26 protein-coding genes are annotated in these 25847 nt (G+C 72.3%); 15 read left to right on the top strand and 11 right to left on the bottom strand.

All coding sequences use genetic code 11. From position 1 onward, the window contains the following. Positions 1-141: 141 nt before the first annotated feature. From DVA86_RS26725 to DVA86_RS26700, 6 genes are all read left to right on the top strand, one after another. A complete protein-coding gene (locus DVA86_RS26725) occupies positions 142-1629 on the top strand; it encodes a DUF6716 putative glycosyltransferase (RefSeq protein WP_208885215.1) in 1488 nt (495 codons plus the stop codon). Further along, on the top strand, positions 1626-3065 hold the full coding sequence (locus tag DVA86_RS26720; RefSeq protein ID WP_245997206.1) for an acylneuraminate cytidylyltransferase: 1440 nt from the start codon (positions 1626-1628) through the stop codon (positions 3063-3065). Before DVA86_RS26725 ends, DVA86_RS26720 begins: the two co-directional genes overlap by 4 nt. 44 nt (positions 3066-3109) lie before the next feature. Next, on the top strand, positions 3110-4066 hold the full coding sequence (locus DVA86_RS26715) for an N-acetylneuraminate synthase family protein (RefSeq protein ID WP_208882086.1): 957 nt from the start codon (positions 3110-3112) through the stop codon (positions 4064-4066). Between the two features lie 13 nt (positions 4067-4079). After that, positions 4080-5261: a hypothetical protein gene (locus DVA86_RS26710; RefSeq protein WP_425470933.1), complete on the top strand. Its 1182-nt coding sequence runs from the start codon at positions 4080-4082 to the stop codon at positions 5259-5261. Between the two features lie 664 nt (positions 5262-5925). After that, complete coding sequence (locus DVA86_RS26705) at positions 5926-7149, top strand: sensor histidine kinase (protein WP_208882082.1); 1224 nt, start codon at positions 5926-5928, stop codon at positions 7147-7149. A gap of 131 nt (positions 7150-7280) precedes the next feature. Beyond that, positions 7281-7961 carry a response regulator gene (locus DVA86_RS26700; RefSeq protein ID WP_208882080.1) on the top strand — a complete coding sequence of 227 codons (681 nt, stop codon included), beginning with the start codon at positions 7281-7283 and terminating at the stop codon, positions 7959-7961. A gap of 37 nt (positions 7962-7998) precedes the next feature. On the opposite strand, the gene DVA86_RS26695 is transcribed toward DVA86_RS26700, so the two are convergent. Beyond that, a complete protein-coding gene (locus DVA86_RS26695) occupies positions 7999-9117 on the bottom strand; it encodes a DUF5937 family protein (protein WP_208882078.1) in 1119 nt (372 codons plus the stop codon). A gap of 147 nt (positions 9118-9264) precedes the next feature. Between DVA86_RS26695 and DVA86_RS26690 the strand changes: the two genes are divergently transcribed. Continuing rightward, positions 9265-9576 (top strand): hypothetical protein, encoded by a 312-nt coding sequence (locus tag DVA86_RS26690; protein WP_208885631.1) that lies wholly within the window; start codon positions 9265-9267, stop codon positions 9574-9576. 56 nt (positions 9577-9632) lie between these two features. On the opposite strand, the gene DVA86_RS26685 is transcribed toward DVA86_RS26690, so the two are convergent. The 5 genes from DVA86_RS26685 to DVA86_RS26665 form a co-directional block, all read right to left on the bottom strand. Beyond that, the gene (locus tag DVA86_RS26685) at positions 9633-10769 is read right to left on the bottom strand and encodes a threonine aldolase family protein (protein WP_208882076.1); all 1137 of its coding nucleotides are present in this window, start codon (positions 10767-10769) and stop codon (positions 9633-9635) included. Continuing rightward, positions 10769-11971: a hypothetical protein gene (locus DVA86_RS26680; protein ID WP_208882074.1), complete on the bottom strand. Its 1203-nt coding sequence runs from the start codon at positions 11969-11971 to the stop codon at positions 10769-10771. Before DVA86_RS26680 ends, DVA86_RS26685 begins: the two co-directional genes overlap by 1 nt. An 83-nt stretch (positions 11972-12054) precedes the next feature. Next, positions 12055-13035: an ABC transporter substrate-binding protein gene (locus DVA86_RS26675; protein ID WP_208882072.1), complete on the bottom strand. Its 981-nt coding sequence runs from the start codon at positions 13033-13035 to the stop codon at positions 12055-12057. Between the two features lie 54 nt (positions 13036-13089). Next, on the bottom strand, positions 13090-13860 hold the full coding sequence (locus DVA86_RS26670) for an ABC transporter permease (protein WP_245997204.1): 771 nt from the start codon (positions 13858-13860) through the stop codon (positions 13090-13092). Continuing rightward, positions 13857-14540, bottom strand: a complete 684-nt coding sequence (locus DVA86_RS26665; RefSeq protein WP_208882070.1) for an ABC transporter permease — start codon at positions 14538-14540, stop codon at positions 13857-13859. Before DVA86_RS26665 ends, DVA86_RS26670 begins: the two co-directional genes overlap by 4 nt. A gap of 66 nt (positions 14541-14606) precedes the next feature. Between DVA86_RS26665 and DVA86_RS26660 the strand changes: the two genes are divergently transcribed. Further along, positions 14607-15728, top strand: coding sequence for an ABC transporter ATP-binding protein (locus tag DVA86_RS26660; RefSeq protein WP_208882068.1), 1122 nt, complete (start codon positions 14607-14609; stop codon positions 15726-15728). Between the two features lie 55 nt (positions 15729-15783). Here DVA86_RS26660 and DVA86_RS26655 read toward each other — a convergent pair whose 3' ends face one another. The 4 genes from DVA86_RS26655 to folB all read right to left on the bottom strand — a co-directional run bounded on the left by DVA86_RS26655 (position 15784) and on the right by folB (position 18742). Beyond that, positions 15784-17142 carry a dihydrolipoyl dehydrogenase family protein gene (locus DVA86_RS26655; protein ID WP_208882066.1) on the bottom strand — a complete coding sequence of 453 codons (1359 nt, stop codon included), beginning with the start codon at positions 17140-17142 and terminating at the stop codon, positions 15784-15786. A gap of 143 nt (positions 17143-17285) precedes the next feature. Continuing rightward, entirely contained in the window at positions 17286-17774 is a 489-nt protein-coding gene (locus DVA86_RS26650) for a DUF3180 domain-containing protein (RefSeq protein WP_208882064.1), read from the bottom strand. A 12-nt stretch (positions 17775-17786) separates the two neighbouring features. Continuing rightward, positions 17787-18386 carry a 2-amino-4-hydroxy-6-hydroxymethyldihydropteridine diphosphokinase gene (gene folK / locus DVA86_RS26645; protein WP_208882062.1) on the bottom strand — a complete coding sequence of 200 codons (600 nt, stop codon included), beginning with the start codon at positions 18384-18386 and terminating at the stop codon, positions 17787-17789. Beyond that, positions 18383-18742 (bottom strand): dihydroneopterin aldolase, encoded by a 360-nt coding sequence (gene folB / locus DVA86_RS26640; protein WP_208882060.1) that lies wholly within the window; start codon positions 18740-18742, stop codon positions 18383-18385. Before folB ends, folK begins: the two co-directional genes overlap by 4 nt. Positions 18743-19232: 490 nt before the next feature. On the opposite strand from folB, the gene folP reads away from it, so the two are divergent. Together folP and DVA86_RS26630 are read left to right on the top strand one after the other, a co-directional pair. Further along, the gene (folP, locus tag DVA86_RS26635; protein ID WP_208882058.1) at positions 19233-20105 is read left to right on the top strand and encodes a dihydropteroate synthase; all 873 of its coding nucleotides are present in this window, start codon (positions 19233-19235) and stop codon (positions 20103-20105) included. Beyond that, on the top strand, positions 20102-20557 hold the full coding sequence (locus DVA86_RS26630) for a nuclear transport factor 2 family protein (protein WP_208882056.1): 456 nt from the start codon (positions 20102-20104) through the stop codon (positions 20555-20557). Before folP ends, DVA86_RS26630 begins: the two co-directional genes overlap by 4 nt. Positions 20558-20841: 284 nt before the next feature. On the opposite strand, the gene DVA86_RS26625 is transcribed toward DVA86_RS26630, so the two are convergent. Then, entirely contained in the window at positions 20842-21570 is a 729-nt protein-coding gene (locus DVA86_RS26625; RefSeq protein ID WP_208885210.1) for a thioesterase II family protein, read from the bottom strand. A 418-nt stretch (positions 21571-21988) separates the two neighbouring features. On the opposite strand from DVA86_RS26625, the gene DVA86_RS26620 reads away from it, so the two are divergent. The 5 genes from DVA86_RS26620 to DVA86_RS26600 all read left to right on the top strand — a co-directional run bounded on the left by DVA86_RS26620 (position 21989) and on the right by DVA86_RS26600 (position 25798). Further along, on the top strand, positions 21989-22213 hold the full coding sequence (locus tag DVA86_RS26620; RefSeq protein WP_208882054.1) for a hypothetical protein: 225 nt from the start codon (positions 21989-21991) through the stop codon (positions 22211-22213). Further along, complete coding sequence (locus DVA86_RS26615) at positions 22210-22764, top strand: hypothetical protein (protein WP_208882052.1); 555 nt, start codon at positions 22210-22212, stop codon at positions 22762-22764. Before DVA86_RS26620 ends, DVA86_RS26615 begins: the two co-directional genes overlap by 4 nt. Before the next feature lie 339 nt (positions 22765-23103). After that, a complete protein-coding gene (locus DVA86_RS26610; protein ID WP_208882050.1) occupies positions 23104-25035 on the top strand; it encodes an ATP-binding protein in 1932 nt (643 codons plus the stop codon). Continuing rightward, positions 25032-25445 (top strand): roadblock/LC7 domain-containing protein, encoded by a 414-nt coding sequence (locus tag DVA86_RS26605; protein ID WP_208882049.1) that lies wholly within the window; start codon positions 25032-25034, stop codon positions 25443-25445. Before DVA86_RS26610 ends, DVA86_RS26605 begins: the two co-directional genes overlap by 4 nt. Continuing rightward, positions 25442-25798: a DUF742 domain-containing protein gene (locus DVA86_RS26600; RefSeq protein WP_208882047.1), complete on the top strand. Its 357-nt coding sequence runs from the start codon at positions 25442-25444 to the stop codon at positions 25796-25798. The genes DVA86_RS26605 and DVA86_RS26600 overlap by 4 nt, the downstream gene beginning before the upstream one ends. The last annotated feature ends 49 nt before the right edge of the window (positions 25799-25847 follow it).

The raw sequence follows: 25847 nt of genomic DNA, 5'->3' as shown, positions 1-25847 counted from the left end.
TCTCGCAAGGTGGTTGGCCGGACGTCGATCCGCTGTTAACCGTCTGTTGTATTTGCGTTGGGCCGGGAATCGAAATGCCTTCCTAGCGTCAGTGACGTGCCATCTCGTACTCCTGCCCCCTCCTCTCCTGTCCGGGTCGCCGTGCTCGCGGACTCCGACACTCGCTGGAAATGGGGCGTGCTCACCGCGCGTCGCCTCGTCCCGGAAGCCCGGATCGAGGGGCTGCTGCTGCGCGGCCGCGCCACCCCGACCCCGCGGCAGCTGGCGGAGGTGGGAGTCGAGGTCGACTCGGTACGCGAGGTGACGGGGACGCACTTCGTCCGTACGGCCTCCCGCGACGCGTACGACGTGGTGGTCCTCTCCTGCGTGGGCGGCGCCGTGCAGGCCATGGTGCACGGGCTGGCCGCCGCCGCACGGCAGACCGCCGCACCGCAGGAGCCGCCCGGGCGGCCGGAGGAGGCCGGGGCGCGCAGACCCGTGCTCGTCACCGGCTACGTGGGGATCGTCTACGAGAAGCTGGCCGACGGCCTGCTGCTCCGGCACGGCGCCGACGTGGTGCTCGCCAACTCCCGTTACGACGCCGAGCGGTTCCGCGCGGTGTACGAGGGTGTCGGCGCGGACAGCCGGAGCGTCGTCGAGTGTGCCCTGCCGTTCCTGGGCGGGACCGGGGCGTCGCAGGGAGGGCCGCGTCCGGGCGGGGGGCCGGACGCGGCGGACGGCGCGAGCGCCGGAGCCGCCGGGGACGCCCGGGAGGGTGCGGACGGCGCGGAGGGAGCGGACGCCGCGGACGGCGCCGGACCCCGCCCGTACACCGTGGTGTTCGCCGTCCAGCCGTCCGTGCCCGACAACCGCACCGACCGCGCGTACCTGCTGCGCCGCGCCGTCGAGCACGCCCGGCTGCACCCGGACCGCGAGGTGCTGATCAAGCTCCGCAGCAAGCCGGGCGAGCACACCACGCACATCGAGGAAGAGCCGTACCAGAAGCTCGCCGAACGCCTCCCCGGCGGCCTCCCGGCCAACTGCCGCCTTGTCTACGGCCACATGGGCGAGGTCCTCGACCGTACGGACCTGCTGGTCACCGTCAGCTCCACGGCCGCCCTCGAGTCCCTGCACCGCGCGGTGCCCACCGCCGTGCTCACCGACCTCGGCGTCCGCGAGGCGCTCGGCAACCACCACTTCCTCGGCTCCGGCTGCCTCACCTCCTGGGACCAGCTGGACGCCGGTGAGCTGCCCAAGGCCGACCCGGAGTGGACGGCGCGACAGGGCGTGTGCCCGGCCGACGGCACGACCGGGGGCACGACCGGGGGCACGACCGGCGGCAGCACGCCGTACGAGACCGCCTTCGACGCCGCCCGCGACCGCGTCGCCGCCCTGGTCGCGCGCGACAGCCTGCCGCTGCCCACGCCGTACTACACGCCGACCACCGCGCCCGGCTACCTGCCGCGGGTCCTCGCCCGGTACGGCTTTGCGCCCGACGGCACCCCGCTGCCCGGCGCCGCCGGCTCGGCGGAGGAGGCGACCGGGGTGCGCCGGGCCGTACGGAACGCCGTACGCGAGGCGGCGCGCGGCGCGTACCGGCACGGCGTCCAGCGCGTCGCCCCGGTGATCCGCCGCATGGGGGAGCTGTGAGCACGTCCGATGACCAGGCCGAACCGGCCACGCAGGCCGAAGCGGCCACGAAGGGAACCGAGATGGCACACCCGGAGCCGACGGCGCAGCAGCACCACACGGCAGCCGCACAGCGGCCGGGCGCGCACCGTACGGACGCGCACCGTACGGACGTCGGCGCGCGCCGCGTGCTCGCCGTGATCCCCGCGCGCGGCGGCTCGAAGGGCGTGCCCGCCAAGAACCTCGCCGAGGTCGGCGGCGTGCCGCTGGTGTCCCGCGCCGTACGGGCGTGCCGCGCGGCGCGGCTGGTCACGCACGTCGCCGTCTCCACCGACGACTCCGCGATCGCCGCCGCGGCGCGCGCCGCGGGCGCCGAGATCGTGGAGCGCCCGGACGACATCGCGGGCGACCTGGCCACCAGCGAGGCCGCCGTCCTGCACGCGATGGACACCCACGAGGCCCGGCACGGCCACCCCGTGGACGCGGTGCTGCTGGTGCAGTGCACCAGCCCGTTCATCGCGGCCGAGGACATCGAGGGCGTCACGGCGGCGGTCGTCGAGGGCGGCGCGGACAGCGCGCTCACGGTGGCGGCGTTCCACGGCTTCGTGTGGCGCGAGGGCGACCCGGCGGAGGCACAGGCGGAGAGCGTGACGGCCGCCGCCCGTACGGAGGCCGGCGCGGTCCGTACGGACGCGGGTGGCGCCCGTACGGAGGCCGGCGCGCACGGCGTCAACCACGACAAGTCGTTCCGCCCGCGCCGCCAGGACCGCCCGCAGGACTTCCTCGAGACGGGCGCCGCGTACGCCATGGACGGCCCCGGGTTCCGCAAGGCCGGACACCGCTTCTTCGGCCGCACCGAGGCCGTCCGTACGGACCCTGCCCGCGTGCTGGAGATCGACGACCCGCACGACCTCGCCCGTGCCCGCGCCCTCGCGCCGCTCCTCGACACGGGCTCCGACACGACCGCGCCGGCCGCGCCGCGACCCACCCGCGCCGACATCGACGCGGTCGTACTCGACTTCGACGGCACCCAGACCGACGACAGGGTGCTCGTCGACTCCGACGGACGGGAGCTGGTCGCCGTGCACCGCGGCGACGGCCTCGGCATCGCGGCGCTCCGCCGCGACGAGCTGAAGCTGCTGATCCTGTCCACGGAGCAGAACCCGGTCGTCGCCGCACGTGCGCACAAGCTCAAGATCCCCGTGCTGCACGGCATCGACCGGAAAGACCTCGCACTGCGGCACTGGTGCGAGGAGCAGGGCATCGCGCCGGAGCGCGTGCTCTACGTCGGGAACGACGTCAACGACCTCCCGTGCTTCGGCCTCGTCGGCTGGCCCGTCGCGGTCGCGAGCGCACACGACGTCGTACGCGGCGCAGCCCGCGCGGTCACCTCCGCACCCGGTGGTGCGGGCGCGATCCGCGAGATCGCCTCGTGGATCCTCGGCCCCTCCCTCTAACCCCCCAGCCCTCAGCTCCTCTAGCAGAAAGAACCCCTCTCATCATGACTTCCAGCCACCGCCTCCGGACCCTGGGCGACAAGACCGCCGGACCCGGCCAGCCCGTCTACGTCACCGGTGAGATCGGCATCAACCACAACGGCGAACTCGAGAACGCCTTCAAGCTGATCGACGCCGCCGCCGAAGCGGGCTGCGACGCGGTCAAGTTCCAGAAGCGCACACCCGAGATCTGCACCCCGCGCGACCAGTGGGACATCGAGCGCGACACCCCCTGGGGCCGGATGACGTACATCGACTACCGGCACCGCGTCGAGTTCGACGAGGACGGCTACCGCGCCATCGACGAGCACTGCCGCAAGGCGGGCATCCACTGGTTCGCGTCGCCGTGGGACACCGAGGCGGTCGCGTTCCTGGAGAAGTTCGACCTGCCGGCGCACAAGGTGGCCTCCGCGTCGCTCACGGACGACGAGCTGCTGCGCGCCATGCGCGCCACCGGCCGTACGGTCATCCTCTCCACCGGCATGTCGACGCCGAAGCAGATCCGGCACGCAGTCGAGGTGCTCGGCAGCGAGAACATCCTGCTGTGCCACGCCACTTCGACGTACCCGGCCAAGGCCGAGGAGCTCAACCTGCGCATGATCCACACGCTGCAGGCCGAGTTCCCGAACGTGCCGATCGGCTACAGCGGTCACGAGACCGGTCTGCAGACGACCCTCGCCGCCGTCGCGCTCGGCGCCACCTTCGTCGAGCGGCACATCACCCTCGACCGCGCCATGTGGGGCTCCGACCAGGCCGCCTCCGTCGAACCGCAGGGCCTCCAGCGGCTGGTGCGCGACATCCGCACCATCGAGGAGTCCCTCGGCGACGGCGTGAAGAAGGTCTACGACAGCGAGCTGGCCCCGATGAAGAAGCTGCGCCGCGTCAAGGGCGTCATCGCGGAGGCCGAGACGGAGGGCCAGGGCGACGGCCAGGACGCCGCGCGCGAGCCCGCGACCGTCTGATACGGCCGACGCGTTGAGCCACGCCGACACACCCCCCGAGCCGGACCCGGCCGCGCCGCGCGCCCGCGCGCGCCGCGCCGGTCCGGCCCGCGGGGACGGTCGCGCCGCAGCGACACTCGCGTTCGTGGAGAGCCCGGTCCAGCTGCTGAACGTACTGGAGTGGGCGCACACGGACGCCACAGCGGGGGACGGGCCGGGGGAGCCCACCGCCTCCGCCGGGACGTCCGGTGAATTCGACCCGCTCGACTCGCTCGATCTCGTGGTGCTGCCGCCGAACGACCCGATGACCCGCGGCCAGCTGCGCCGCATGGCCGAACTCGCCCGCGACGAAGGGCACTCCGTGCAGTGGGCGGAGGCGCGCGGCGGCGCCGCCGCGCCCGTCAAGACCATCGCATCGCTCGCCCGGCCGCTGCGCCGCGCGTCCCGGATCGTCATCGGCGACCCGTTCTCGCGCTACGTACAGCTGCTGCTCAACCTCACCGCCGCCCGTACGGTCGTGGTGGTCGACGACGGCACCGCCACCATGGAGTTCGTCGCCCAGCTCGCACGCGGCGAACGCCTCACCCGCTGGCACCGCAAGGGCGTCGGCGGCCCCGCCGCCGTGCTGTACGCGCCCGTCTCGCACCGCGCGCGCCGCCGGCTCACGCCGGGGGAGGGGCGGCGGGTCGAGGTGTTCAGCTCCATGCCGGTGGACGAGACCGTCACCGAACTCGGCGTCACCGTCACGGCGAACGACTTCGCCTGGACCCGCGCCCGCTTCGGCCCGCCCCGCCTCACCCGCGGCACCGACCTGGTCGGCACGTCGCTGGTGGAGACGGGAGTGGTCGACATAGAGCGCTATCTGGAGGCCGTCACCCGGCTCGCCCGCACCCACGGCGCCACCCGCTACTTCGCGCACCGGCGCGAGAGCACCGAGAAGCTGCACCGGGTCGCGGGCGAGGCCGCCCTGGAGGTCGTACGCCCGGACCTGCCGCTCGAACTCGTCGCCAGGCGCGGCCCGATCGGGCACACGATCCTCAGCTTCCCCTCGACCGTCGTGCACACGCTGCCGCTCGCACTGGCCGGCACCGAGGTGAAGGTCGCCGTGTGCGACGTGGACCCGGCGTGGCTCACGGAACAGGCGTCACCCCGGGCACAGGGCTTCCTCTCGGGTGTCACGGGCACGGCCCGCGCGGCGCACCGCCTGCCGTCGTGAGGGAGCCGTACGCGTACGTGGTGGGCTAGCGCCTGTCGTCAAAGTCCCGCCTTGCCCACGACGCCCTGCACGCACATCTTCCCCCTGGGCCTTGACGGCCCGGGAGGTGCCCCCTGCGTTGTCGCACCGCCCGAGTAGCCCACTACGAGGACGGCACTCCGCCTTGCAGCTGCACGCACCGGACGCCGTGGGCACCGCCTTCGGCGGACGGCGCTACTTTGACGACAGGCCCTAGTCTTCTGAGTCGGGAATTCCGTTCAGATGTGTAGGGTTGCCTGGTGGCGCGTATTGGGCGGCCGAAGGCCGAGTTGATTCTGTCGGAGGAGGAGCGGGCGGCACTGGAGGGGTGGGTGCGGCGCCGTTCCACGCCGCAGGCATGGGCCGCTCCCGTTTCTTTTTTTTACTGTTCCGCCCTCCGTCGCTGTCCACACCTAACCCTTCGTCGGCGGCGTCCGATGTGTTGACGGGACAGGTCTCCGCTTGTGTCCCCGCCCGCGCCACCGTCCTCGTCCACGCCGACACCGTACGGGCTGTGCGCCCCAGGTCGGCGGCCGGATCCCGGGCTTCGAGGGCCGGGCCTCCACCTTGGGGAGTATGTGAAGGGTCCACGGATCGGCCGTCCGGTTGACCCTTGAACGTACCCGGCGTGCATACGCTGGGTGACGTGCACCGCATCTATGACTTCATCCGCAGACATCCGACCTGGGTGGACAGCTTCTGGGCCGTCCTGCTCCTGGCGATGTCCGCGGTGTGGATCATCGCGAGCACCCAGGCGGACTTCGAAGGCGAGGCGCTGGGCACGAAGGAGCAGGTCGCGGCGGTGCCGGTCGCGGTGGCGCTGAGCCTCGTCATCGCCCTGCGCCGCATAGCGCCCGAGAAGATGCTGCTGTTGTCCTGCGGCGCCGGGGTCGCACAGCTCATCGCGAACGTGCAGGTGTTCATCGGGAACTTCGCCTTCCTGGTGATCATCTTCACCGTCGCCTCCCGCAACGTGCAGTGGGCGTCCCGGCTCGCCCTCGCCGGCGCGTGCGTCGCCCCGACCATCGCCGGTCTCCGCTGGCCCAGCCCGAACCAGAACGCCGTCGAGGACGTGCTCAGCACCGTCCTGCTGACCGCCTGCTTCGTGCTCGCGTGGGTCCTCGGCGACTCGATGCGCACCCGGCGGGCGTACTACCACGAGCTGGAGGAGCGCGCCGCCCGGCTGGAGAAGGAGCGGGAGGCGCAGGCCAAGGTCGCCGTCGCCGCCGAGCGCGCCCGGATAGCGCGCGAGCTGCACGACGTCGTCGCGCACAACGTCTCGGTGATGGTCGTCCAGGCCGACGGCGCCGCGTACGTCCTGGACGCGGCGCCCGACCAGGCCAGACAGGCGCTCGAGACGATCTCGGGCACGGGCCGGCAGGCGCTCGCCGAGATGCGCCGGCTGCTCGGGGTGCTGCGCACCGGCGAGCAGTCCAAGGAGAGCGGCGAGTACGTGCCGCAGCCCGGCGTGGAGCAGCTGGCCGACCTGGTCGACCAGGTGCGGGGCACGGGCCTCACGGTCGCGTTCAAGATCCAGGGCACCCCGCGCCCGCTGCCCAGCAGCGTCGAGCTGACCGCGTACCGCATCGTGCAGGAGGCGCTCACCAACACCCGTAAGCACGGCGGCCCGCACGTCGGCGCGAACGTGCAGCTGACGTACGGCGACGGCGAGTTGGCGCTGCTCGCCGAGGACGACGGGCGGGGCGCACAGCGCGACCTGTACGAGGACGGCGGCATGGACGGCCTCGGACACGGCCTGATCGGCATGCGGGAGCGGGTCGGGATGGTCGGCGGAAACCTGGAGGCGGGGCCGAGACCGGGCGGTGGCTTTCGGATCAGCGCGGTGCTGCCGCTGAAGAGCGTGCACTGACCCCCGGCACCTCGAACGCCGGCAGCGGTCGGCAGCCGCACAGATCAGCAGCCGCACAGAACCGAGACGGCCCGGACCGGGGGTCGCAGACTCGCAGATTCGCAGAGAACCGAGAGAGGCAGGCCCACCGCATGTCCATCCGCGTGATGCTCGTCGACGACCAGGCGCTGCTGCGCACCGGATTCCGCATGGTGCTGGCGGCGCAGCCGGACATGGAGGTCGTCGCCGAAGCCGGGGACGGGCTGGAGGCGCTGGACATCCTGCGTGCCAAGACCGTGGACGTCGTCCTGATGGACGTCCGGATGCCGAATCTGGACGGGGTGGAGGCCACCCGCCGCATCTGCGAGGGCGGCGAGGGCGGCCCGGGGCAGCCGAAGGTGCTCATCCTCACCACCTTCGACCTGGACGAGTACGCGTTCACCGCGCTCAAGGCGGGCGCCAGCGGCTTCATGCTGAAGGACGTGCCGCCCAGCGAACTGCTCACCGCCATCCGCGCCGTGCACAGCGGTGACGCGGTGGTCGCGCCGAGCACCACCCGGCGGCTCATCGACCGCTTCTCGACGGTGCTGCCCGCGACCAACCCGGAGCCGCTCAGCCACGGGCTGGAACGGCTGACGGAGCGGGAACGGGAGGTGCTGACCTTCGTCGCGCAGGGGCTGTCCAACGGCGAGATCGCCGCTCAGCTGGTCCTGTCGGAAGCCACCGTGAAGACCCACGTCGGACGCATCCTGACCAAGCTGGAGCTGCGCGACCGGGTGCAGGCCGTCGTTCTCGCGTACGAGACGGGGCTGGTGCGCGCGGGCGGCCGCTGACCCGGCGGACGGGCGCTGCGCGGGCGGGCGGCGCGGCTCAGCGCAGGATGCCCTCCAGGAAGTCGCTGCCCAGCCGCGCCGCGACCGTCAGGTCCAGCTGGTGGAGCACGTACCGGCCGCGCCTGCGGGTCGTGATCAGCCCGGCCTTCTTCAGCACCGCCAGATGCCGCGAGACCTCCGGCGCGCTCACCCCTTCCGCTTCCGCCAGCTCCCCGGTGGTGTACGGCGCGCGGGCCAGGAAGCGGGCGAGGCGCATCCGCATCGGGTGGGCGAGGGCCTCCAGCCGCAGCTGTACGAGCTGCACCGAGGCGGGCCGGGACAGTTCGGGCGAGGCGACGGGGTAGAGCACGACGGGCCGCCAGCGCTGCGCGTCCAGCACGAGCAGGTGCGGCCAGCCCATCGAGCTGGGCACGAAGGTGATGCCGGGCCCGACGTCCGGGTCCAGCGCGGTGGCCTGCCCCTCGCTCAGCTTGTCCACGCGGATACGGCGGCCGTCCCCGTCCAGGGTCAGCGCGGACGAGACCGCGGCCAGCGCGTCCGCGAGCCCCTTTCGCTGCAGCAGCTCCGTCTTGTGCCGCGCGTCGGCGGCCAGCTGGCCGCGCAGCCGCTGCCAGGTGTCGGCGAAGAACGCCTGGTCGCAGTCCTCGAAGAGGCGGCGTATCCAGGCGCGTACGGCGGGCGGGTCGGCCAGCAGCCGGCGCGTGTACTGCTCCTGGCGCGGCCCGCGTGCCGCGGCCATCTCCAGGGCGCGCCTCCGCTCGCGCTCGTCGGCGAGCGGCGAGGGGCCGCCGGAGCGGTACGCGGCGGAGCAGCTGAACTCCAGCGCGGCCGAGACGAACCGTTCGTCGTCCAGCCGGTCCATGAGGTCCAGTTCCTCGGCGAGCGTCGCGCCGGGCTGGCCGCCATGACCGCGTACGCCCGCCGCCGGCAGCATGACGTCGGAGAACGTGGGGCTCCACAGGAAGTCCGCCTCGTGCAGTCGGTCCGCCAGCTCCGGCTTGAGCGCCGCCGACGTCGCGGTCGTCCAGCCGTGCAGACCGGGGTGGTGCCCCGGCTCCGCGAGCGCGTGCAGGGCCATCCCCAGCTCCGCCAGCGGGGAAGGGCTGAAGACGATGCGCTCGTGGGGCAGGCCCGTGATGTCGATATCGACGCTCATGCGGCCATTCTGCCGGTGCGTACGCGGGGTGCCGCCTCGTTTGACTGCCTCCGTCAATCGGTGCGACGAGCCACCGGGGCCCGGCGCACGGTGGGGAAAAGCCGCAGGCCGTCCGGCCGCGGCAGCCGTCCACACCGGGAGAGCACCATGAGCGTGTCCCAGCAGTACGCACTCGACGTCCACCGCGCGGCGCAGCACGGCACCCCGCCGCCGCCCGCACCCGGCACGCACGACTGGCGGACCGTACGCGAGCTGCGCGAGGCGCATCTGGAGTCGCGGCGCGTACGGGTGCGGGCACCGCGCCCGCCGCGTCGGCGTCCGTTGCGGCGCGCGGCCGGTGTGCTGCGGGCGCTCCGGGCGCTCCGGTTGCTGCGTGCGCCCCGGCAGAACGGGGGCAGGGGCCCGGCGGAGGGCGGGCCCCTGCCCCACTGCGGCGGCTCGCAGGCACAGTGCTCCTGACGGTCGGCCGTGCTGTACGCGTGGGTCGCCGCCGACGACGCCGGAGACAGCCGGTGTCAGCGGACGCGGGCCATGAACTCCCGTACCGCTTCCGCGACGTCCTCCGCCGTCCAGGACAGGCCGGGTGCGCCCACCGTCACCTCGGTGACGGCGACACCGGGCGGCCCGGCGTCCGACCAGGTCCGGAACAGACCCGTCCCGGTCTCCTCCGCGGCCCGCACGGACGCCTCGGTCAGCACCTCCGCGTCGTACGGCAGCCACACCAGGAACTGGTGCGTGTGCGGCTCCTCCGGCCGGATACGGGACCAGGGCGCGGCTCCGCCCCCGAACGCCTCGCGCAGCGCGACCGCGACGACCTTCGCGTGTGCCACGTACTGCGGCAGCCGCGGCAGTTCGCGGTCCAGGCCGACCAGGGCGGACAGCGCGGCGGGCCACTGCTGGAACAGCTGCCCGCCGTACCGGTGCCGCCAGGCCGTCGCCTCCTCGACCAGCGCCGCCGAACCGGCCAGCGCGGCCCCGGACAGGCCGCCCAGCGACTTGTAGAACGACACGTACACGCTGTCCGCGAGCGCCGCGATCTCCGGCAGGCCGCGCCCGTAGAACGCGGTGCACTCCCACAGCCGCGCGCCGTCGAAGTGGACGACGGCGTCCCGTTCGCGTGCGGCCTCGACCGTCGCGGTCAGTTCGTCCCAGTCGGGCAGGACGAAGCCCGCCTCGCGCAGCGGCAGTTCGAGGGCGAGCGTGCCGAACGGCTCCGCCACCTCGCGTACTTCGTCCTCCGTCGGATTGCGCGCCTCGCCGGTCGTGTGCACGACGCGCAGCCCGGTGAGCTGGGTGAGGGCGTCCCGTTCCCACTGCTCGGGGTGGGCGAGCGGGTGCATCGCGACCGTACGGCTGCCCGTACGCTCCGCCCAGCAGCGCAGCGCCACCTGCTGGGCCATGGTCCCGGTGGGGAAGAAGGCGGCGGCCTCGGTGCCGAGCAGACCGGCGGTGCGGCGCTCCAGCTCGGCGACGACGCCGTCGCCGTACATGTCGGTCCACTCGCCCAGGTCGTACGACTCCGGGGCCTCGTCCGCCAGCCTGGCCAGCCGCTGGGCGAGGGTGCCGGAGACGGGGCCGTCGGCGAGCTTCCGTTCGGCACCGGCCCACGCGGCGACGCGCCGCCGGGCAGCGGCGTCCTGGTCGTCGGCCATCAGGAGATCGCGCTCCGCAGCTCCGTGATGTCGAGGGCCTCGGCGTCGTCCTGCTGACCGAGGTCGATGACCTTGCCCGCCTGGTGGTGGGCGGTCGTACGGCTGGGGGCGGGGACGCCGGGGCCGTGGGCGGCGGGGCCGGTCTCCGGGCCGGACTCGTGGGACGGGTCGGACTCGCCGTCTACCGGGCCGGTGTCGGCGCCGGGTCCGGGGTCCGGCTCCGCGACGGTCTCAGGGGCGCGTTCCGCTTCCGGCTCCGGCCCGGGTTCCGCTTCCGGCTCCGGTTCCGCTTCCGCATCCGCCTCCGGCTTGGCCCGGTCCGCGGGCCCGGCGGGCGCGGCTTCGCCCTCCCGCCCCGCACCGGCAGCGGCGCCGCCGGAGGACGGCCGCGGGTCGCGCTTGGCCGCGCCGAAGAAGTCGAACCGCCCGCTGTCGCCGCTCCGCGGCTGCCGCGGCAGCCCGCCGGCGGGCACGAAGGGGCTCGCCGCCGCGCCGGGGCGCCGGGCGGCCCGTTCGGCCTCGACGCGCTCGGCCTCGGCCCGCGCCGCCTCGGCGGCTTCCGCCTCCGCCTCCGCCTCCGCCTCGGCTCGCAGCTCCTGCTGCCGCTCCGCGTTCCGCTTGAGGTGCTTCAGCGCCTCTTTCGCCTGCAGGTACGTGAGCGGGGTGGGCGCCCCGGACGCCTTGCGGTGGTCGGCCGCGCCCGCCGTCAGAGCCCGTGCGGGCTCGCCGGACTCCAGCTCCAGCAGCCGCCTGCCCTCCAGCGCGCTGGCCCGCCCGGCCTCCGCGTGCGCGTACCGGCGCAGCAGCGCCGCGTGCTCCGTACGCAGCCGGGCCAGCTCCGCGCGCTTGGCGTGCAGCTTGGTCTCCAGGCGCGTACGCATCTCGCGGGACTCCTCGAGGTCCCCCTCCAGGTCGGCCTGCCGCTCCTCGGCGCGCCACTCGACGCTCGCCTGCCGCGCCTTCAGTTCCGCGACGCGGCGGCCCGCGCCCCGGTCCCATGTCCGGGCGAGCACGGCACCCGCCACGCCGGTCAGCGCCGCCGCGGCGGCGAGGCCGCGCAGTACGAGCGTGTCCGCGTCGCCGAAACCGGGATCGCATATCAGCCAGGTCGCGCCCGCGAAGACCAGCCCGGCGGCCCCGACGGCGACCGGGGGCAGGAGCCGGTGCAGAGACGGCGAATGGCGATGGCGTCCACGTGGCATGGCCTGAAATTTACCGTGTGTGCCCCGTTCCGCGACAGCGTGCAAAGGCATTGTTACTCCCCCTCAATGCTCCGAGGGTGCGGTCAGTCGTCCAGCAGACCCTTCGACTTCAGGTACTCCTCCGCTGCGGCCTCGGGCTTCTCCCGCTCGGAATCCACCTTCCGGTTGAGACTCATCAAGTCGTCTGTCGTGAGCACACGCGTGAGCTTGTTGAGCGCAACGGCGATGCCCTTGTCCCCGGCGTCCTTGACGTTGACGACTGGCAGCACGTTGTCGGCGTTCTGCAGCTTCTTGTCATCCTCCAGAGCGACCAGGCCGAAGTCCTGGAGGGTGGCGTCGGTCGTCGTGGTCAACAGCATCTGGTCAGTGCCGTTCTTCACCGCCTGCTTGGCCTGGACCGTCCCCACTCCCTTGGGATCGACGGACGTGATGTCGATGCCATACGTCTCGCGCAGGCCGGGTCGGCAGAAGCGGCGTTCCTCGCATTCGTCACCGGCTGCGAGCCGGACCTCGACGTCTTTCGCGCCCAGGTCCGACAGTGTCTTGAGGTCGTGTTTGGCCGCGAACTTCTTGGTCACCGCGAAAGCGTTCTGGTCCACCGCCGCGCCGTGCTCCAGCACCTGCAGTCCCCGTGGTTCAGCCAGCTTCCGCAGGGCGGCCACCGTGCTATCCGCGTCGCTGGACGCAACCGGGTTCTCCGCGGCTTCGTCGGCCCCGTTAGTCTTCGCGTTGAGGAACTCGGCGAGAGTCGCCGCGTACTCCGGTACGACGTCGATCTGGCCCTTTTCGAGGGCGGGCTCATACAGTTCGCGGTTGTTGAGCGTCTGAATCGAGGTGCCGTAGCCCGCGTCGGACAGCACCTTCGCGTAAAGGTTCGCCAGAATCTTCGATTCTGTGAACCCGGCCGTCCCGATGGTCAGTGATCCCTTGCCATCGCCGTCCGAGGCACCGCCGCCCTCCTCCTCCAGACTGCCCCCGCAGCCGACGAGGCCGACGGACAGCGCAGCCACAGTGCTGACCACCAGGACTGCACGCACCCCGCAGCGCCTACGGGTGGAGTTCATTCGAGAGTTCACAGCTTCACCACCCAGGCGTTCGAGTACGACAAGCAGACATGTTCACACCGGCTTTCTCTCACTGACGGGCAGCGCTCCAGCTTCGTTGTATGTCGACGGTCCTTGTCCAGCCCTGCGCCAGCGGCGCTCCGCCTTCGTCCGCCTCCGCGCCGGGTCGAACACTTGGCTTACCGCCACCAGCACGCCCTCCGCCGCCAGCGCCAGCATCGCGACCAGCGCCGCACCCGCCACCACCTGCGCGGTGTCATACGTGCGGAAACCGGCAGTGATGATGCGTCCCAGCCCCCCACCGCCGGGCAGCGCGGCCAGTGTCGCCGTCGCCACGACCTGAACCACCGCGGAACGTATCCCCGTCATGATCAGCGGGAAGGCGAGCGGCAGTTCAACCCTCCGCAGCAAGTGCCACCCGGACATGCCCATCCCGCGTGCGGCCTCTACCACGTCGTGATCGACCTCCCGCACACCGACATAGGCGTTCGTCAGCAATGGCGGGACTGCGAACAGGACGAGGGCGATGATCGTGGGCCAGTCACCGTGTTCGCCCAGGGGACTCAGCGTGAGCAGCACCAGCACGGCGAAGGTCGGTACAGCCCGGCCGATGTTGGAGATATTGATGGCGAGCGCCCCGCCACGGCCGATGTGACCGAGCCATGCCGCGGCCGGTAGGGCGATCGCGCACGCCAGGCCCAGGCTGGTCGACGTGAGGACCAGGTGCTCCGCGATGCGCTGCCACGCCCCGTTCTCACCGGACCAGTTGGAGCCGGTGGACAGCCACTGCCATAGTGCCGGGATCGTCTCCCAGGAGGAACTCAAAGTACCTTCCCCCGTCCTGCGCGGTGCCGCGACCACGGTGTGATCAGCCACTGCAAACCGAGCAGGAGTAGATCGGCCAGCACGGCCAGCACCACGCAAATCGCCGAGGCGGTGAGCACCTCGGCTTTGAAGAAGTTCTCCATGCCGCTGTAGATGAGGTTCCCCAGGCCGCCGTAGCCGACGATGGCGCCGACTGTGGTGAGCGAGATCGCTGACACCGTCGCGATGCGCACCCCCGCCATCAGGGCGGGCAGCAACAGCGGCAGCTCTACGCCCAGGAGCAGCTGACGCGGCCCATAGCCCATCCCGCGGGCGGCCTCCCGTACTTCTTCCGGCACAGCCTCGAAACCGGCGATGAGATTACGGACCAGCACGGTCAGGGAGTAGAGCACGAGCCCCGTGACCACGATCCCGGCCGAGATGCCGAAGACGGGCAGCAGCAGGGCGAACATCGCCAGAGAGGGGATCGTATACAGGACCGTGGTTAGCCCCAACACCGGTCCCGCACCCCAGCGCCGCGCGGCCAGCGCCAGCGGGAAGGCCACGACGAGCCCCAGGACGACGGACGAGAAGGCGATCCCGACATGCTGGACGACCGCGTCGAGCAACTCGTACCTCCGGCTGCGGACGTACTCGCCGCAGATCCAGTCGTTGGCCGCCAGGCACCCCGTCGCGGTCACTGGTCCCCGTCCATCGCGTCACGTGATCGTTCTCGATAACCTATCGAACACCTGCCATCATGGAGTGTGATTCGTTTCGAACAGGTCAGCAAGCGCTACCGTGACGGCTCCATGGCCGTGAACGATCTCACCTTCGACGTGGCAGAGGGCGAGTTGGTCACGCTGGTCGGTCCGTCCGGGTGCGGGAAGACCACAACGGTCAAACTGACGAACCGCCTGATCGAGCCGTCGAGCGGCCGGATTTTCCTCGACGGTGACGACATCGCGACGGTCGATCCCGTCACGCTGCGCCGCCGGATCGGCTACGTAATCCAACAAGTCGGCCTCTTCCCGCACAAGACAGTCCTGGAGAACACGGCCACCGTTCCGCACCTGCTGGGCTGGCGGCGCGAGGAGAGCCGGGCGCGCGCCGCCGAACTGCTCGAGCTGGTGGGCCTGGACCCCTCAGCGCACGGCAGCCGCTATCCCGACCAACTCTCGGGCGGTCAGCGGCAACGTGTCGGCGTCGCACGCGCACTCGCCGCCGATCCCCCGGTGCTGCTCATGGACGAGCCGTTCGGCGCCGTGGACCCGCTCGTACGGGAGCACCTTCAGAACGAGTTCCTGAGGTTGCAGGAAGTCATGCGAAAGACGGTCCTCTTCGTCACTCACGACATCGAGGAGGCTGTACGCCTCGCAGACCGGATGGCCGTTTTCGGGAACGGCCGAATCGAACAGTTCGACCCGCCCGCCAAGGTGCTGGACGCACCGGCCACACCGTACGTGGCCGAGTTTGTCGGAGCGGACCGCGGACTGAAGCGACTCTCGGTGACGCCGATACAGCGGACAGACTTGGAGCAGCCGCCGACGGTCCGTCTCGACGACCAGCCGGACACCGCGGCGACGCGCATGCACGTGAGCGACGCACGCTGGGCCGTTGTGCTGGACGACGAGGGCGAGTTGCACGGCTGGGTATCGGCCGAGTCGCTCGCTTCGGTGCCGCCGGACGAAGACGCCACCGTGGAGCGGTACACACGGCGGATGACCGCGTGGCTTCCCCTGGAAGCCACGCTCAAGCAAGCCTTCAGCACCATGCTTCAGCACGACGCGGGATGGATAGCCGTATTGGACGGCGACCTCTTCGCGGGCGTCCTCACGCCCGCCGCGCTCCACGAGGCGCTGCGACGCTCCGTCGAAGAGCATTCGTAACGACGACGTTCCGGGGGGTGCCGTCCGCAGGGGCAGCTCATCGGAGTCGCGCCGGTCATAGATTGAGGCGTTCGGCTGCCTTGAGATACGCCTCGCTGTAGGTGGGGAACTGGGCGATGCCGTCGAGAAGGGTGCCGACGGGGATCTGGGCCCGGATGGCGAGTGCGGCCTGGTGGATCCACTCGCCGGCGAGCGGTGCGGTGGCCCAGGCGCCGACCAGCACGCGCCGGTCACGGTCGGCGAGCAGGCCGAGGGTGCCCGTGGGTTCCGTTTCGAAGGTCCAAGGGCGGGCGAGTGAGGCGGTGAGATCGAGTTCGCTGGTGACCAGATCGATGCCCTGCTCCGCGGCCTGGGCGGTGGTCAGGCCGACGGCGGCGATCTCCGGTTGGGCGAAGACGACGCGGGGGATGGCGGTGTAGTCGGCGCGGCGCGGCGTGCCGAGGATGGTGTCGGCCACTACCCGGGCCTGGTACTGGGCGACGTGTGTGAACAAGGCGGTTCCGGTGACGTCTCCGAGCGCCCACAGGCCGTCGTCAGTGACACGGCAGTGCTCATCGATCTCCAGGGCTCCGCGATCGTTGACCTGGACGCCCACGGTGTCGAGACCCAGTCCGGTGGTGTGGGGGCCTCGGCCGGCGCCCAGGACGATCACGTCAGTGCGCACGCTGCCCCCGTCGTCCAGTTCGACGACGGTGTCGTGGCCTTCCCGGCGGACGGCGGTGGCCTGACAGCCGAGGCGCAGGTCGATCCCGTCCTTGCCAAGCCGGTCGGCGACCAGCTCGCTCAGGCGGGGTTCCTCGCGGTCCAGCAGGCGCGGGCCGCGTTGGACGAGGGTGACGTGGGTGCCCATGTGCGCGAGGAACTGACCCAGTTCCACGCCGACCGCGCTACCGCCGACCATCACTGCACGCCGGGGAATCTCCCGCAGCGTGGTGGCCTCCCGGTTGGTCCACACCTCCGCGCCGTCCAGGCCGTCGATGGGTGGGCGCAGCGCCCGTGATCCGGTGGCGATCACAAGGTGCTCAGCGGTCAACTGCTGTCCACCCGCCTCGATGCGCCAGGGGTTGCGTCCGGTGACCCGTGCACTGTCTTTGATCACGGTGACGCCCTGCCTGCGGTAACCGTCGACCTGGGCGGCGTCGTCGAGGTGGCGGATCATGTAGTTGCGGTGATCGCGCAGAGCCGGCCAGTCCAAGTTGGGTGCGGACAAGCCGGCGGCGCCCGCGGCTTCGGCGCGGGCCTCGACCGAGCGCAGCAGAGTCTTGGAGGGGATGCAGGCCCAGTAGGCGCATTCGCCGCCGATGAGTTCGCGTTCGACCAGGGCTGCCCGCAGGCCGCCCGCGGCGAGGCGGGATACGGCGGTCTCGCCGCCAGGGCCGGCTCCGATGACGACCGCGTCGAGATCCGTGAGCACGATGGCTTCCTTTCCCTCGGGGCGGAGGGGGTCAGAGGGTGCGGACGACAATGCCGCGGGCCCACCCTGCCTCGGTCACCGCGGCCACCTCGGCACCGAAGTCGCGACAGGCGGGGAAACCCCGTAGGCGGGTGAAGCGGCCACTACGCCGTGGCCGCCGTCGGGTTGTCGTCGTCCTCGTCGTCCGGGAGTTTGCACACCCGTTCCAGGAAGACCGCCGCCGCTATCACCGCGATGCCCGTCAGGACGGACAGGCCCGCGTACAGGGACTGCTCACGGCGGGCCGGCAGGTCGAGGTCGTTGAGCAGCAGGAACAGGCCCGTGCCGCCGTACATGCCGGACACCAGGGCCGCCACGAGGGCGCTCGCCTGGCCGAAGACGACCGCGCGGGCGGCCATCATCGGCTCGACACCCTTCGCCCCCGGCACCCGCTCGCGCTGGGCCTTGAGCCGCGAGCGCAGGGACAGCGCGGTCGCGAGCAGCACGGTGGCGATCACCGCCAGCACGATCGGTGCCGCGACGGGCACGCTCGGCAGCGCGTCGAGGGCGTCGAGCATCCGGGCGCCCGCCCAGGACAGGACTCCGGCCACGCCGAAGAGCCCGGCCAGCGTCCTGATTCGCAGTTGTCTCACGAGTCACCAACGTTAGTCGGGCATGCTCAGTTCCAGGTCCGCGCGTGGGGAGACGCCGGTATGGCCGACCTTCGCCAGCAGGTCGGCCACCGGGCCGCGGCCCGGGACCTCCGCGGCCGGGTCGATGTCGTGCCACGGCACGAGCACGAAGGCCCGCTCGTGCGCGCGCGGGTGCGGCAGCGTGAGGGTGGGGTCGTCGGAGACGACGTCCTGGTACGCCACGATGTCCACGTCGATCGTGCGCGGCTCGTACGGCTGGGTGCCGCGGACCCGGTCGAGAGCCTCCTCGATGGCGTGCCCGCGCTCCAGCAGGGAGGACGGCGGCAGCGTGGTCTTCACCAGGACGACCGCGTTGAAGTACGACGGCTGGCTCTCCGGCTCGACTCCCCACGGCACCGTCTCGTACACAGGTGAGACCGCCTTCACCCGCAGCCCCGGGGTGTCCGCGAGCGCGTCCACCGCGCTCTGCAGGCGTTCCATCCTGTCGCCGAGGTTGCTGCCGAGCGCGATCACCGCGCGCTGCGGGTTGTGCAGGGTCGTATCGGCCGCGTCCACCTTGTGCACCACGGAAGCGGGCACCGGCTGTACGGTCGGGTCGCTGTTCGGTGTCATGCGCGGCTCCGCTTGATAGTGATGGTCACGTCGTCGAAGGGGACGGTGATCGGGGCGTCCGGCTTGTGGACGACCACCTCCACCTCCCGTACCGCCGCGTGCGCGAGACAGGTGTCGGCGATGCGCTGTGCGAGGGTCTCGATCAGGTCGACGGGCTCGCCCGCCACGACCGCCACGACCTCTTCCGCCACGACGCCGTAGTGCACGGTCCTGGCGAGGTCGTCGCCGTCCGCGGCGGGCCGCGTGTCCAGGCCCAGGTCGAGGTCCACGATGAAGGTCTGTCCCTCTTCGCGTTCCCGCTCGAACACGCCGTGATGCCCGCGTGCCCTCAGGCCGCGCAGTGCGACGCGGTCCACGCGGCATCACTCCCGTCCATCGTCCTTGCCGGGCCGTACTGGTCCGCACGGTCCGTGCCGATCCCTGCTTGGTCCTTGCTGGTCTGTACCGGCTCTGTACTGGTCTGTACTGGGCCTTGCTGGTCTGTACGGCCTGTGCCTTTCCCGGTCGCGGGCCGCCCGCCCGGCGCGCCCGCGGGCACGCCGACCTGTCGAATCTACCTGCGGGCACCGACAGCCCCCGCCCCCGGGGGGGCGTCCGCGGACCGCCTCCGGGCGCCGCGCGCGGTGCGCCCGTACGGCCGCCACGCGCGCCGCCTCCGGCTGCGGTCCCCGCCGCTTACCCGCAACCGTCCGGCGGCACTCCCCCATTCCCGTACGGCCCGTTCCCGTACGGGTGGCCGCGCGACGCGGACATGCCGGAGGGGGCTCGAAGGGGTGGGCGGCGGCGCCTCGCGCTGACGCGGTGGCCGGGCCGTACGCGTGGCGGCTCGGCACTACGCTGGACCACATGAGTGCGTTGCGCGGCCGGGTCGCCGGTCTGCCGGACCAGGACCGGTGCGCGGTGATGGGCGTGGTGAACGTCACGCCCGACTCGTTCTCCGACGGAGGCCGGTGGTTCGATGCCGAAGCCGCGATCAAGCACGGCCTGGATCTGGCCGTGCAGGGGGCCGATCTGGTCGATGTGGGCGGCGAGTCCACGCGGCCGGGCGCCGCCCGGGTGGACGAGGCGGAGGAGTTGCGCCGGGTGCTGCCGGTCGTACGCGGGCTGGCGGGCGACGGCGTGCCCGTCAGCGTCGACACGATGCGGGCCCGCGTCGCCGAACAGGCCCTCGCCGCGGGCGCGATGCTGGTCAACGACGTGAGCGGCGGGCTGTCCGACCCCGACATGGTGCCGACCGTCGCCGCGGCCGGAGTGCCGTTCGTGGTGATGCACTGGCGCGGGCAGTCGATCGACATGAACAACCGCGCGTCCTACGACGACGTCGTCCCCGAGGTCGTCGACGAACTGCGCGCCTCCCTGGAACGCGCCGTCGCGGGCGGCATCGCCCCGGAGCGGATCATCGTGGACCCCGGCCTCGGCTTCGCCAAGCGCGCCGAACACGACCTGGCGCTGCTCGCCGCGCTGCCGCGGCTGCGCGCCGAACTGGGCCGGCCGCTGCTGGTGGCCGCCTCCCGCAAGCGGTTCCTCGGCCGCATCCTGGCCACTCCGGAGGACGCGGCTCCGCCGCCCGCGCGGGAACGGGACGCGGCCACGGCCGCGGTCTCCGCGCTGGCCGCGCGGGACGGCGCGTGGGCGGTGCGGGTGCACGAGGTACGCGCGAGCGCGGACGCCGTACGGGTCGCCCGCGCCGTCGAGGGCGCCACCGGGGGAGCCGCGTGAGCGGGGCCCGTACGGACGTCGAGGCGGTGGAGGCGGCGAACACCGCGCTCTACGAGGCGGTCGAACGCGGCGACCTGGACGCCATGGGTGACCTGTGGCTGGACGACGGGGTGAGCGTCGTCCACCCGGGCTGGCCGGTGCTCACGGGGCGCGGCGAGGTGCTGCGTTCGTACGCGCTGATCATGGCGAACACGGACTACATCCAGTTCTTCCTGACCGACGTGGAGGTCGCCGTACAGGGCGACACCGCGCTGGTCAGCTGCACCGAGAACATCCTGAGCGGCGGCCCGGCCGAGGAGGACGGCTCGGTGGGGCCACTGGTGGGCGGCCTGGTGGTGGCGACCAACCTGTTCCGCCGGGTGGAGGACGGGAGTTGGAAGGTGTGGTCGCACCACGGGTCGCCGGTCCTGGTGGAGGGCGAGGAGGAGGACGGCGAGGAGGAGGAGCTCTGAGCCGCGCTCCGCTCCAGTCCGTTTCGGCCGCCCCGCCAAGCCCGTCCGGCGTTTGAGGACGGGCTTGGCGGGGCGGCCACCGCTCCCAACCCCTCCGACAGCCGAGAACGGACCGGAGCGGCCACTCACTCCAGCCCGTCCGGCGTTTCAGGACGGACCCGAGCGGCCACGGTCCGCCCCGGGCCGACATACCGCGGCCCAGCGCGCCAACACCCCGCCCAGGGCCGTACTCACACGCGGACGGGCTGGAGGTGGCCGTGGAGGGCCACGTCGCCTCGCGGCGGTCATCTCCACCACTCCCTGACGTGTGCAGAAGCGGTCCTCGCGGTGGCGCGGGACCGGCAGCCGGAACTGTCCGCCGTGTGCCGCTCCCAGGCACGCGCCTCGTCGGGCGTCACCTTCGGGTCGTCGTCCCCGATCAGCGTGACGATGGGGCAGCCGAGCGGCGGCTGCTCGGGGCGGTGCCGGTACGTCTCGACGGCGCGGTAGTCGCCGCGTATCGCGGGCAGGATCATGCGCAGCAGCTCCTCGTTGGCGAGGATCTCCGCGTCGGTGCCGCTGAGCTCCTTCATCTCGTCGATGAGGCCCTCGTCGTCGCGCAGATGAACGTTCTCGTCGCAATACGTCGAGGGTGCGCGCCGTCCCGAGGCGAACAGGCCGAGCGGAACGATGCCGCGCTGCTCGATCCGGGCCGCGGCCTCGTAGGCCGGCATGGCGCCCATGCTGTGACCGAAGAGCGTGAGCGGGCGGTCGGCCCAGCCGGTCAGCTCCTCGGCGACCAGGTCCGCGAGGGTGTGGATGCTGTCCACGGACGGCTCGGCGCGGCGGTCCTGCCGTCCGGGGTACTGGATGGCCAGCACGTCCACTTCCGGTGCCATCTCCTTGGCGACGGGGAAGCAGAACGACGCGGAGCCGCCCGCGTGCGGAAAGCAGACGAGCCGCGTGGGGACTTCGGGCGCGGGCCGGAAACGCCGGGCCCAGACGTTGGATTGCGTTGCTGTTCCGGCGGGAATCGAGGGGGAGTTGTGGCGGGCCGGAATGAACTCATGGCCGTTGCCAGAGAACCCACCAGCCCGGCACCGCCATGCGATTCCCTGAGGAACTGATGAACACGACCGGCATCAAGCGCGAAATGATCGCGGACTTCGTCGTCGAATCACTGGCCCGGTTCGAACCGCCCTGGCCGTCAAGAGGGGCCTGGCCATTCCCGTACGGCCGCGCCGCCGGAAGCGCAGCCGGACGTGAGGCCGTACGCCTGGCCGCGCAGCCCGTGCCAGGGCTGGGCGGGGGGCCGCGACGGCTTCGTGATGGAGAGCGCCGAGCGGCGCGGCGGTGCTGCGGCCTGGGGAACGCGCTCGGCACGGTGCCGCTGTCCGCCACGGGCCATCTCATGGGCGCCTCGGGGGCGGTGGAGGCCATAAGGCCACCAGGATGGCGCTCAACCAACGGGTGGCGCCGCCCACCGTCGGACCGCGGCACCCCGACGGCGCGCTGGGCGACGTGGCACACGTCCTCCTCGAGGAGTCCGGCGGCACGACCGAGGACCGCACGGCGGCGTGCCTGAACTTCACGCGCCGCTGGTTCTACGGACCGGCCGCCGCGCGCGCCCGGCCGCCGGGAGCCCGGCGCGGGCGACCCGCATCCGTGGGCCCGTGACCGTCGCGGCGGCCATCCTCGCGCTGGCCCGCGGCGGCGAGGGCGACGCCGCCATAACGTGGTGCGAGCGCCTGCACGCCGAAGGGACGCGCCGGGACGCGGGCACCTGGCAGGCCCTGCTCGACTGCGTGCGTGCGGACACCTCGCTCCGGCACGGGGACCTGAGCGCGGCGGCCGAGCAGGCGCAGACGGCCTTCTCGCGGCTGACGGCGGCCAGTTGGGGCGCGCTGATCGGGTATCCGCTGAGCGTCCTCCTGGCGGCGAACACCGCGCTGGACAACCGTCGCGTCACCGCGGAGCACCTGCGCCAGACGGTGCCCGAGGCGATGTTCGAGACGGTGTGGGGGCTGCGCTGTCTCCGGGCCCGCGGGCACTGCCATCTGGCCGTCGGCCATGTCCTGTCCACGGTCGGCGACTTCCGCGAGCGCGGGGACCTGTCGGAGACGACGCGCGGTTCGACCCAAGCTCGGCGTCAACCGCCGCAGCAACCTGCCGACGGAGCACGCGAGTTGGCGGGCGAGGGTCGGAGCGTGACGGCGTACGGCCACTGAGGGGGGCGGGGGTGCGGGACTTCGGAGCCCCGGGCACAGGGCGGCGGGGACGGGCAGCAGTCCGGTCCCGCGGTCCTGCCGCCCTTGTCCACGGCCCGCATACGGCCGTCAGCCGGGCCTTGGACACGGCCCGTGCTGACGCTGCGTAACCACGGCTCAAAAACGGGGAGAGCCGGGCAACGCCCTGAGCACCGAAAACCTCAGGACTCGTCATATTAGGGAGATCCACACCAGCGGCCGCCCCCTAAATGACGGCCAACTCGCCTATATTGGTGCGGCATTGATCGGCCACAGACCATTTCCTGTCCGGACCTGACCTGTCCACAAGGACCGTGAATAATGACGCCCGATATATCGCCCCCGAACCGCCCGCCCGGTTCCAGCGAGCCGCTCGACCCCGGCAAGCAGGCCGCCGGCACGGGGGTCGGCCCCGGCACCGCCCTTGCCCTGCTCGCCGCGGTGCTGGTGACCGCTCCCGCCTGCCTGCTGGCCGTGTACCTGGCCCCGCAGTCACTGCGTCCCGAAGTCGCCTGGGGAAGCGGCGCGGCGGCAGTGGCACTCTGGGCGGCCGTGGCCACCGCGGCTTACCACCTGCTGACCGCCCGCCGGCTGCGGCAGACCGTCGCCGACCACCAAGCCGCGGCCGTGGCCGCCGAGGCGGACGCGTTGCAGTTCGCCGAGGTGACCGTGCCCGCCTTGGTGGAACGGTTGCGTGACGGGGCGTCAGCCGACACGGCGCTCGCGTCGGTGTCGACGGGGGACGACGCGGCGCGCAAGCGGGTGCTGAGCACGCTGGCCACCGAGGTGCACCGCAGCGAGACCATGCGGGCCGCCGCGATGTCCGCGTGCGCCAACGCCGCGGGCCGCGTCCAGGCGCTGACCACCAGCATGGCGGCGGACCTGCGGGAGATGGAGCACAAGCACAGCGACGAGGACGTGCTCGGGGACCTCCTGCACCTGGACCACCGTACGGCGCAGGCGGGACGGCTGGCGGACTGCATCGCCGTCCTCACGGGCGCCCGTTCGGGGCGGCGCTGGGCGAAGCCGATCGTGATGGAGAGCATCCTGCGCGGTGCGATGGGCCGGATCAGCGGCTATCAGCGCATACGGCTGCACTCGACGAGCACCGCGGCTGTCGCCGGGCACGCCGCCGAAGGCGTCATGCACGCCCTCGCCGAACTCATGGACAACGCCGCCAACTTCTCCCCGCCCACGGCCGAAGTGCACGTGTACGTCGAGGAGGTTTCGGCCGGTGTCGTCATCATGGTCGAGGACGGCGGCCTGGTGATGGGCGAAGTCGCGCTCCGCCGGGCCGAGGAGGCCGTCTCCCCGGTGAACTGGGAGCTGGCCGCGCGCTCCGGCACCCGGCTCGGACTCCCGGTCGTCGGCCGGCTCGCGAAAAAGCACGGGCTCTCCGTGTCCTTCCGGCCGTCCGCGCACGGCGGCACCGGGGTGCTGCTCATGATCCCGCAGGAGCTCATCACCCGCGCCGGCGGGCGTGAGGCGGGCACGCGCCCGCGCGCACGAGCGGGCTCCGGCACGAGCGGCACGAGCGGTACGAGCAGCGCGAGCGGTACGGACACGGGCGCGCTCTCCACCCGTACGCCCTCGGACGCGCCACCGCGCACGGAACCGGCCGAGCCGGAGCCGGCGGACACGGCGCCCGCAACCCGAACGGTCATACCAGCCACGCCAGATGCGGCATACGCTTCGGTCCCGCCCGAGGACGACGCCGCGCCTCCGCTCGACACGGACACCATGCCCGTACGGGTCACCGCCGCCCTGCGCGCCGCCGCCAACGCCCAGAACATCCGGGATGCCCGCAAGGCCGCCGACGCCGAAATCGACGCCCACGCCGACGAGGCCGTGGAGATCCCGGTCGGCAACCGCACGGCGGGCGAGCCGCCCCCCGAGCACGGCAACGCCGCCGACAGCACCGAGGACCACGGCACCGTCCAGTACGGCGAGAGCGGTCTGCCCAAGCGGCCCCGCGGCCGCACCCTGGCCGCCGCCAGGCGCCCGACCGACCCCGCCGCGGCCACGGCCTCCAGCGAGGCCCGCGAGACCCGCGGCCGGGAAGCCAGGGAGGCACGAGAGACCCGCAGCAGCCGTACGCCGGAGGAGTCCGGCTCGCGGTTCGGCGCCTTCCGCCGGGCCGTCAGGGAGGGCGCCCAGCCCGCGGACGACGGGAGCGCCGCTGCCGGCACTCCGCGCACCTCCCCCGCACCCCCCGCCCATTCCTCTTCGCGCCCGGAGGACGAAGCCGAATGATCACCGACAGCAAGCTCGACTGGCTGCTGGAGAACCTCCTGGAGAAGACCCCGGGCACCCGGCACGCACTCGTGCTGTCCCGCGACGGGCTCAAGCTCTGTCGTACGCCCGAACTGAGCGAGGACCAGGCCGACCAGCTGGCCGCCATCTCGGCCGGCATCCAGAGCCTGTCCCACGGCGCCTCGTTCGAGTTCGGGGACGGGAGCGGCGGCGTACGGCAGGCGATGACCGAGTTCTACGGCGGCATCCTGTTCGTCGTGGAGGCGGGCGAGGGCGCCCATCTCGCCGTGATCGCCCACGAGGACTCCGACGTGGGCCTCGTGGGCCACAACATGAACGAGCTCGTGGAGCAGCTGAGCGACTACCTCAGCGCGCCCCCGCGCCGCTTCGGCGAGGAAGTCGCCACATGACCCGCTCGGTGCGCGACGAGGACCCGGACCGGCTCTACACCCTCACCGGCGGCCGCAGCCGCTCCAACGCCAAGGAATTCGACCTGGTCACCCTGGTGGTCAGCGAATGCGATCCGGTGGCCGGCATGCAGTCCGAGCACGCCACCATCCTGCGGATCTGCCGCTCCCCTACGGCGGTGGTGGAGCTCGCCTCCGACCTGAACCTGCCCGTCAGCATCGTCCGGATCCTGCTGGGCGATCTGCTGGCCGCGGGCCGGATCACGGCCCGCCATCCGCAGACGGCCACCGGCGCGGGCAGTTTCCCCGATCCCGACATCCTGAAGCAGGTGCTCGTTGGACTCCGCAACCTCTGACCGCTCGGCCGACGGCACCGGAAGCCGTACCGCCTACGTCACCGGCACA

Source organism: Streptomyces armeniacus (assembly GCF_003355155.1).
In the GTDB taxonomy this organism is placed as follows: domain Bacteria; phylum Actinomycetota; class Actinomycetes; order Streptomycetales; family Streptomycetaceae; genus Streptomyces; species Streptomyces armeniacus.
The sequence above is the reverse complement of the archived record's forward strand: the minus strand, read 5'-3'. Positions and strand labels throughout refer to the sequence as shown.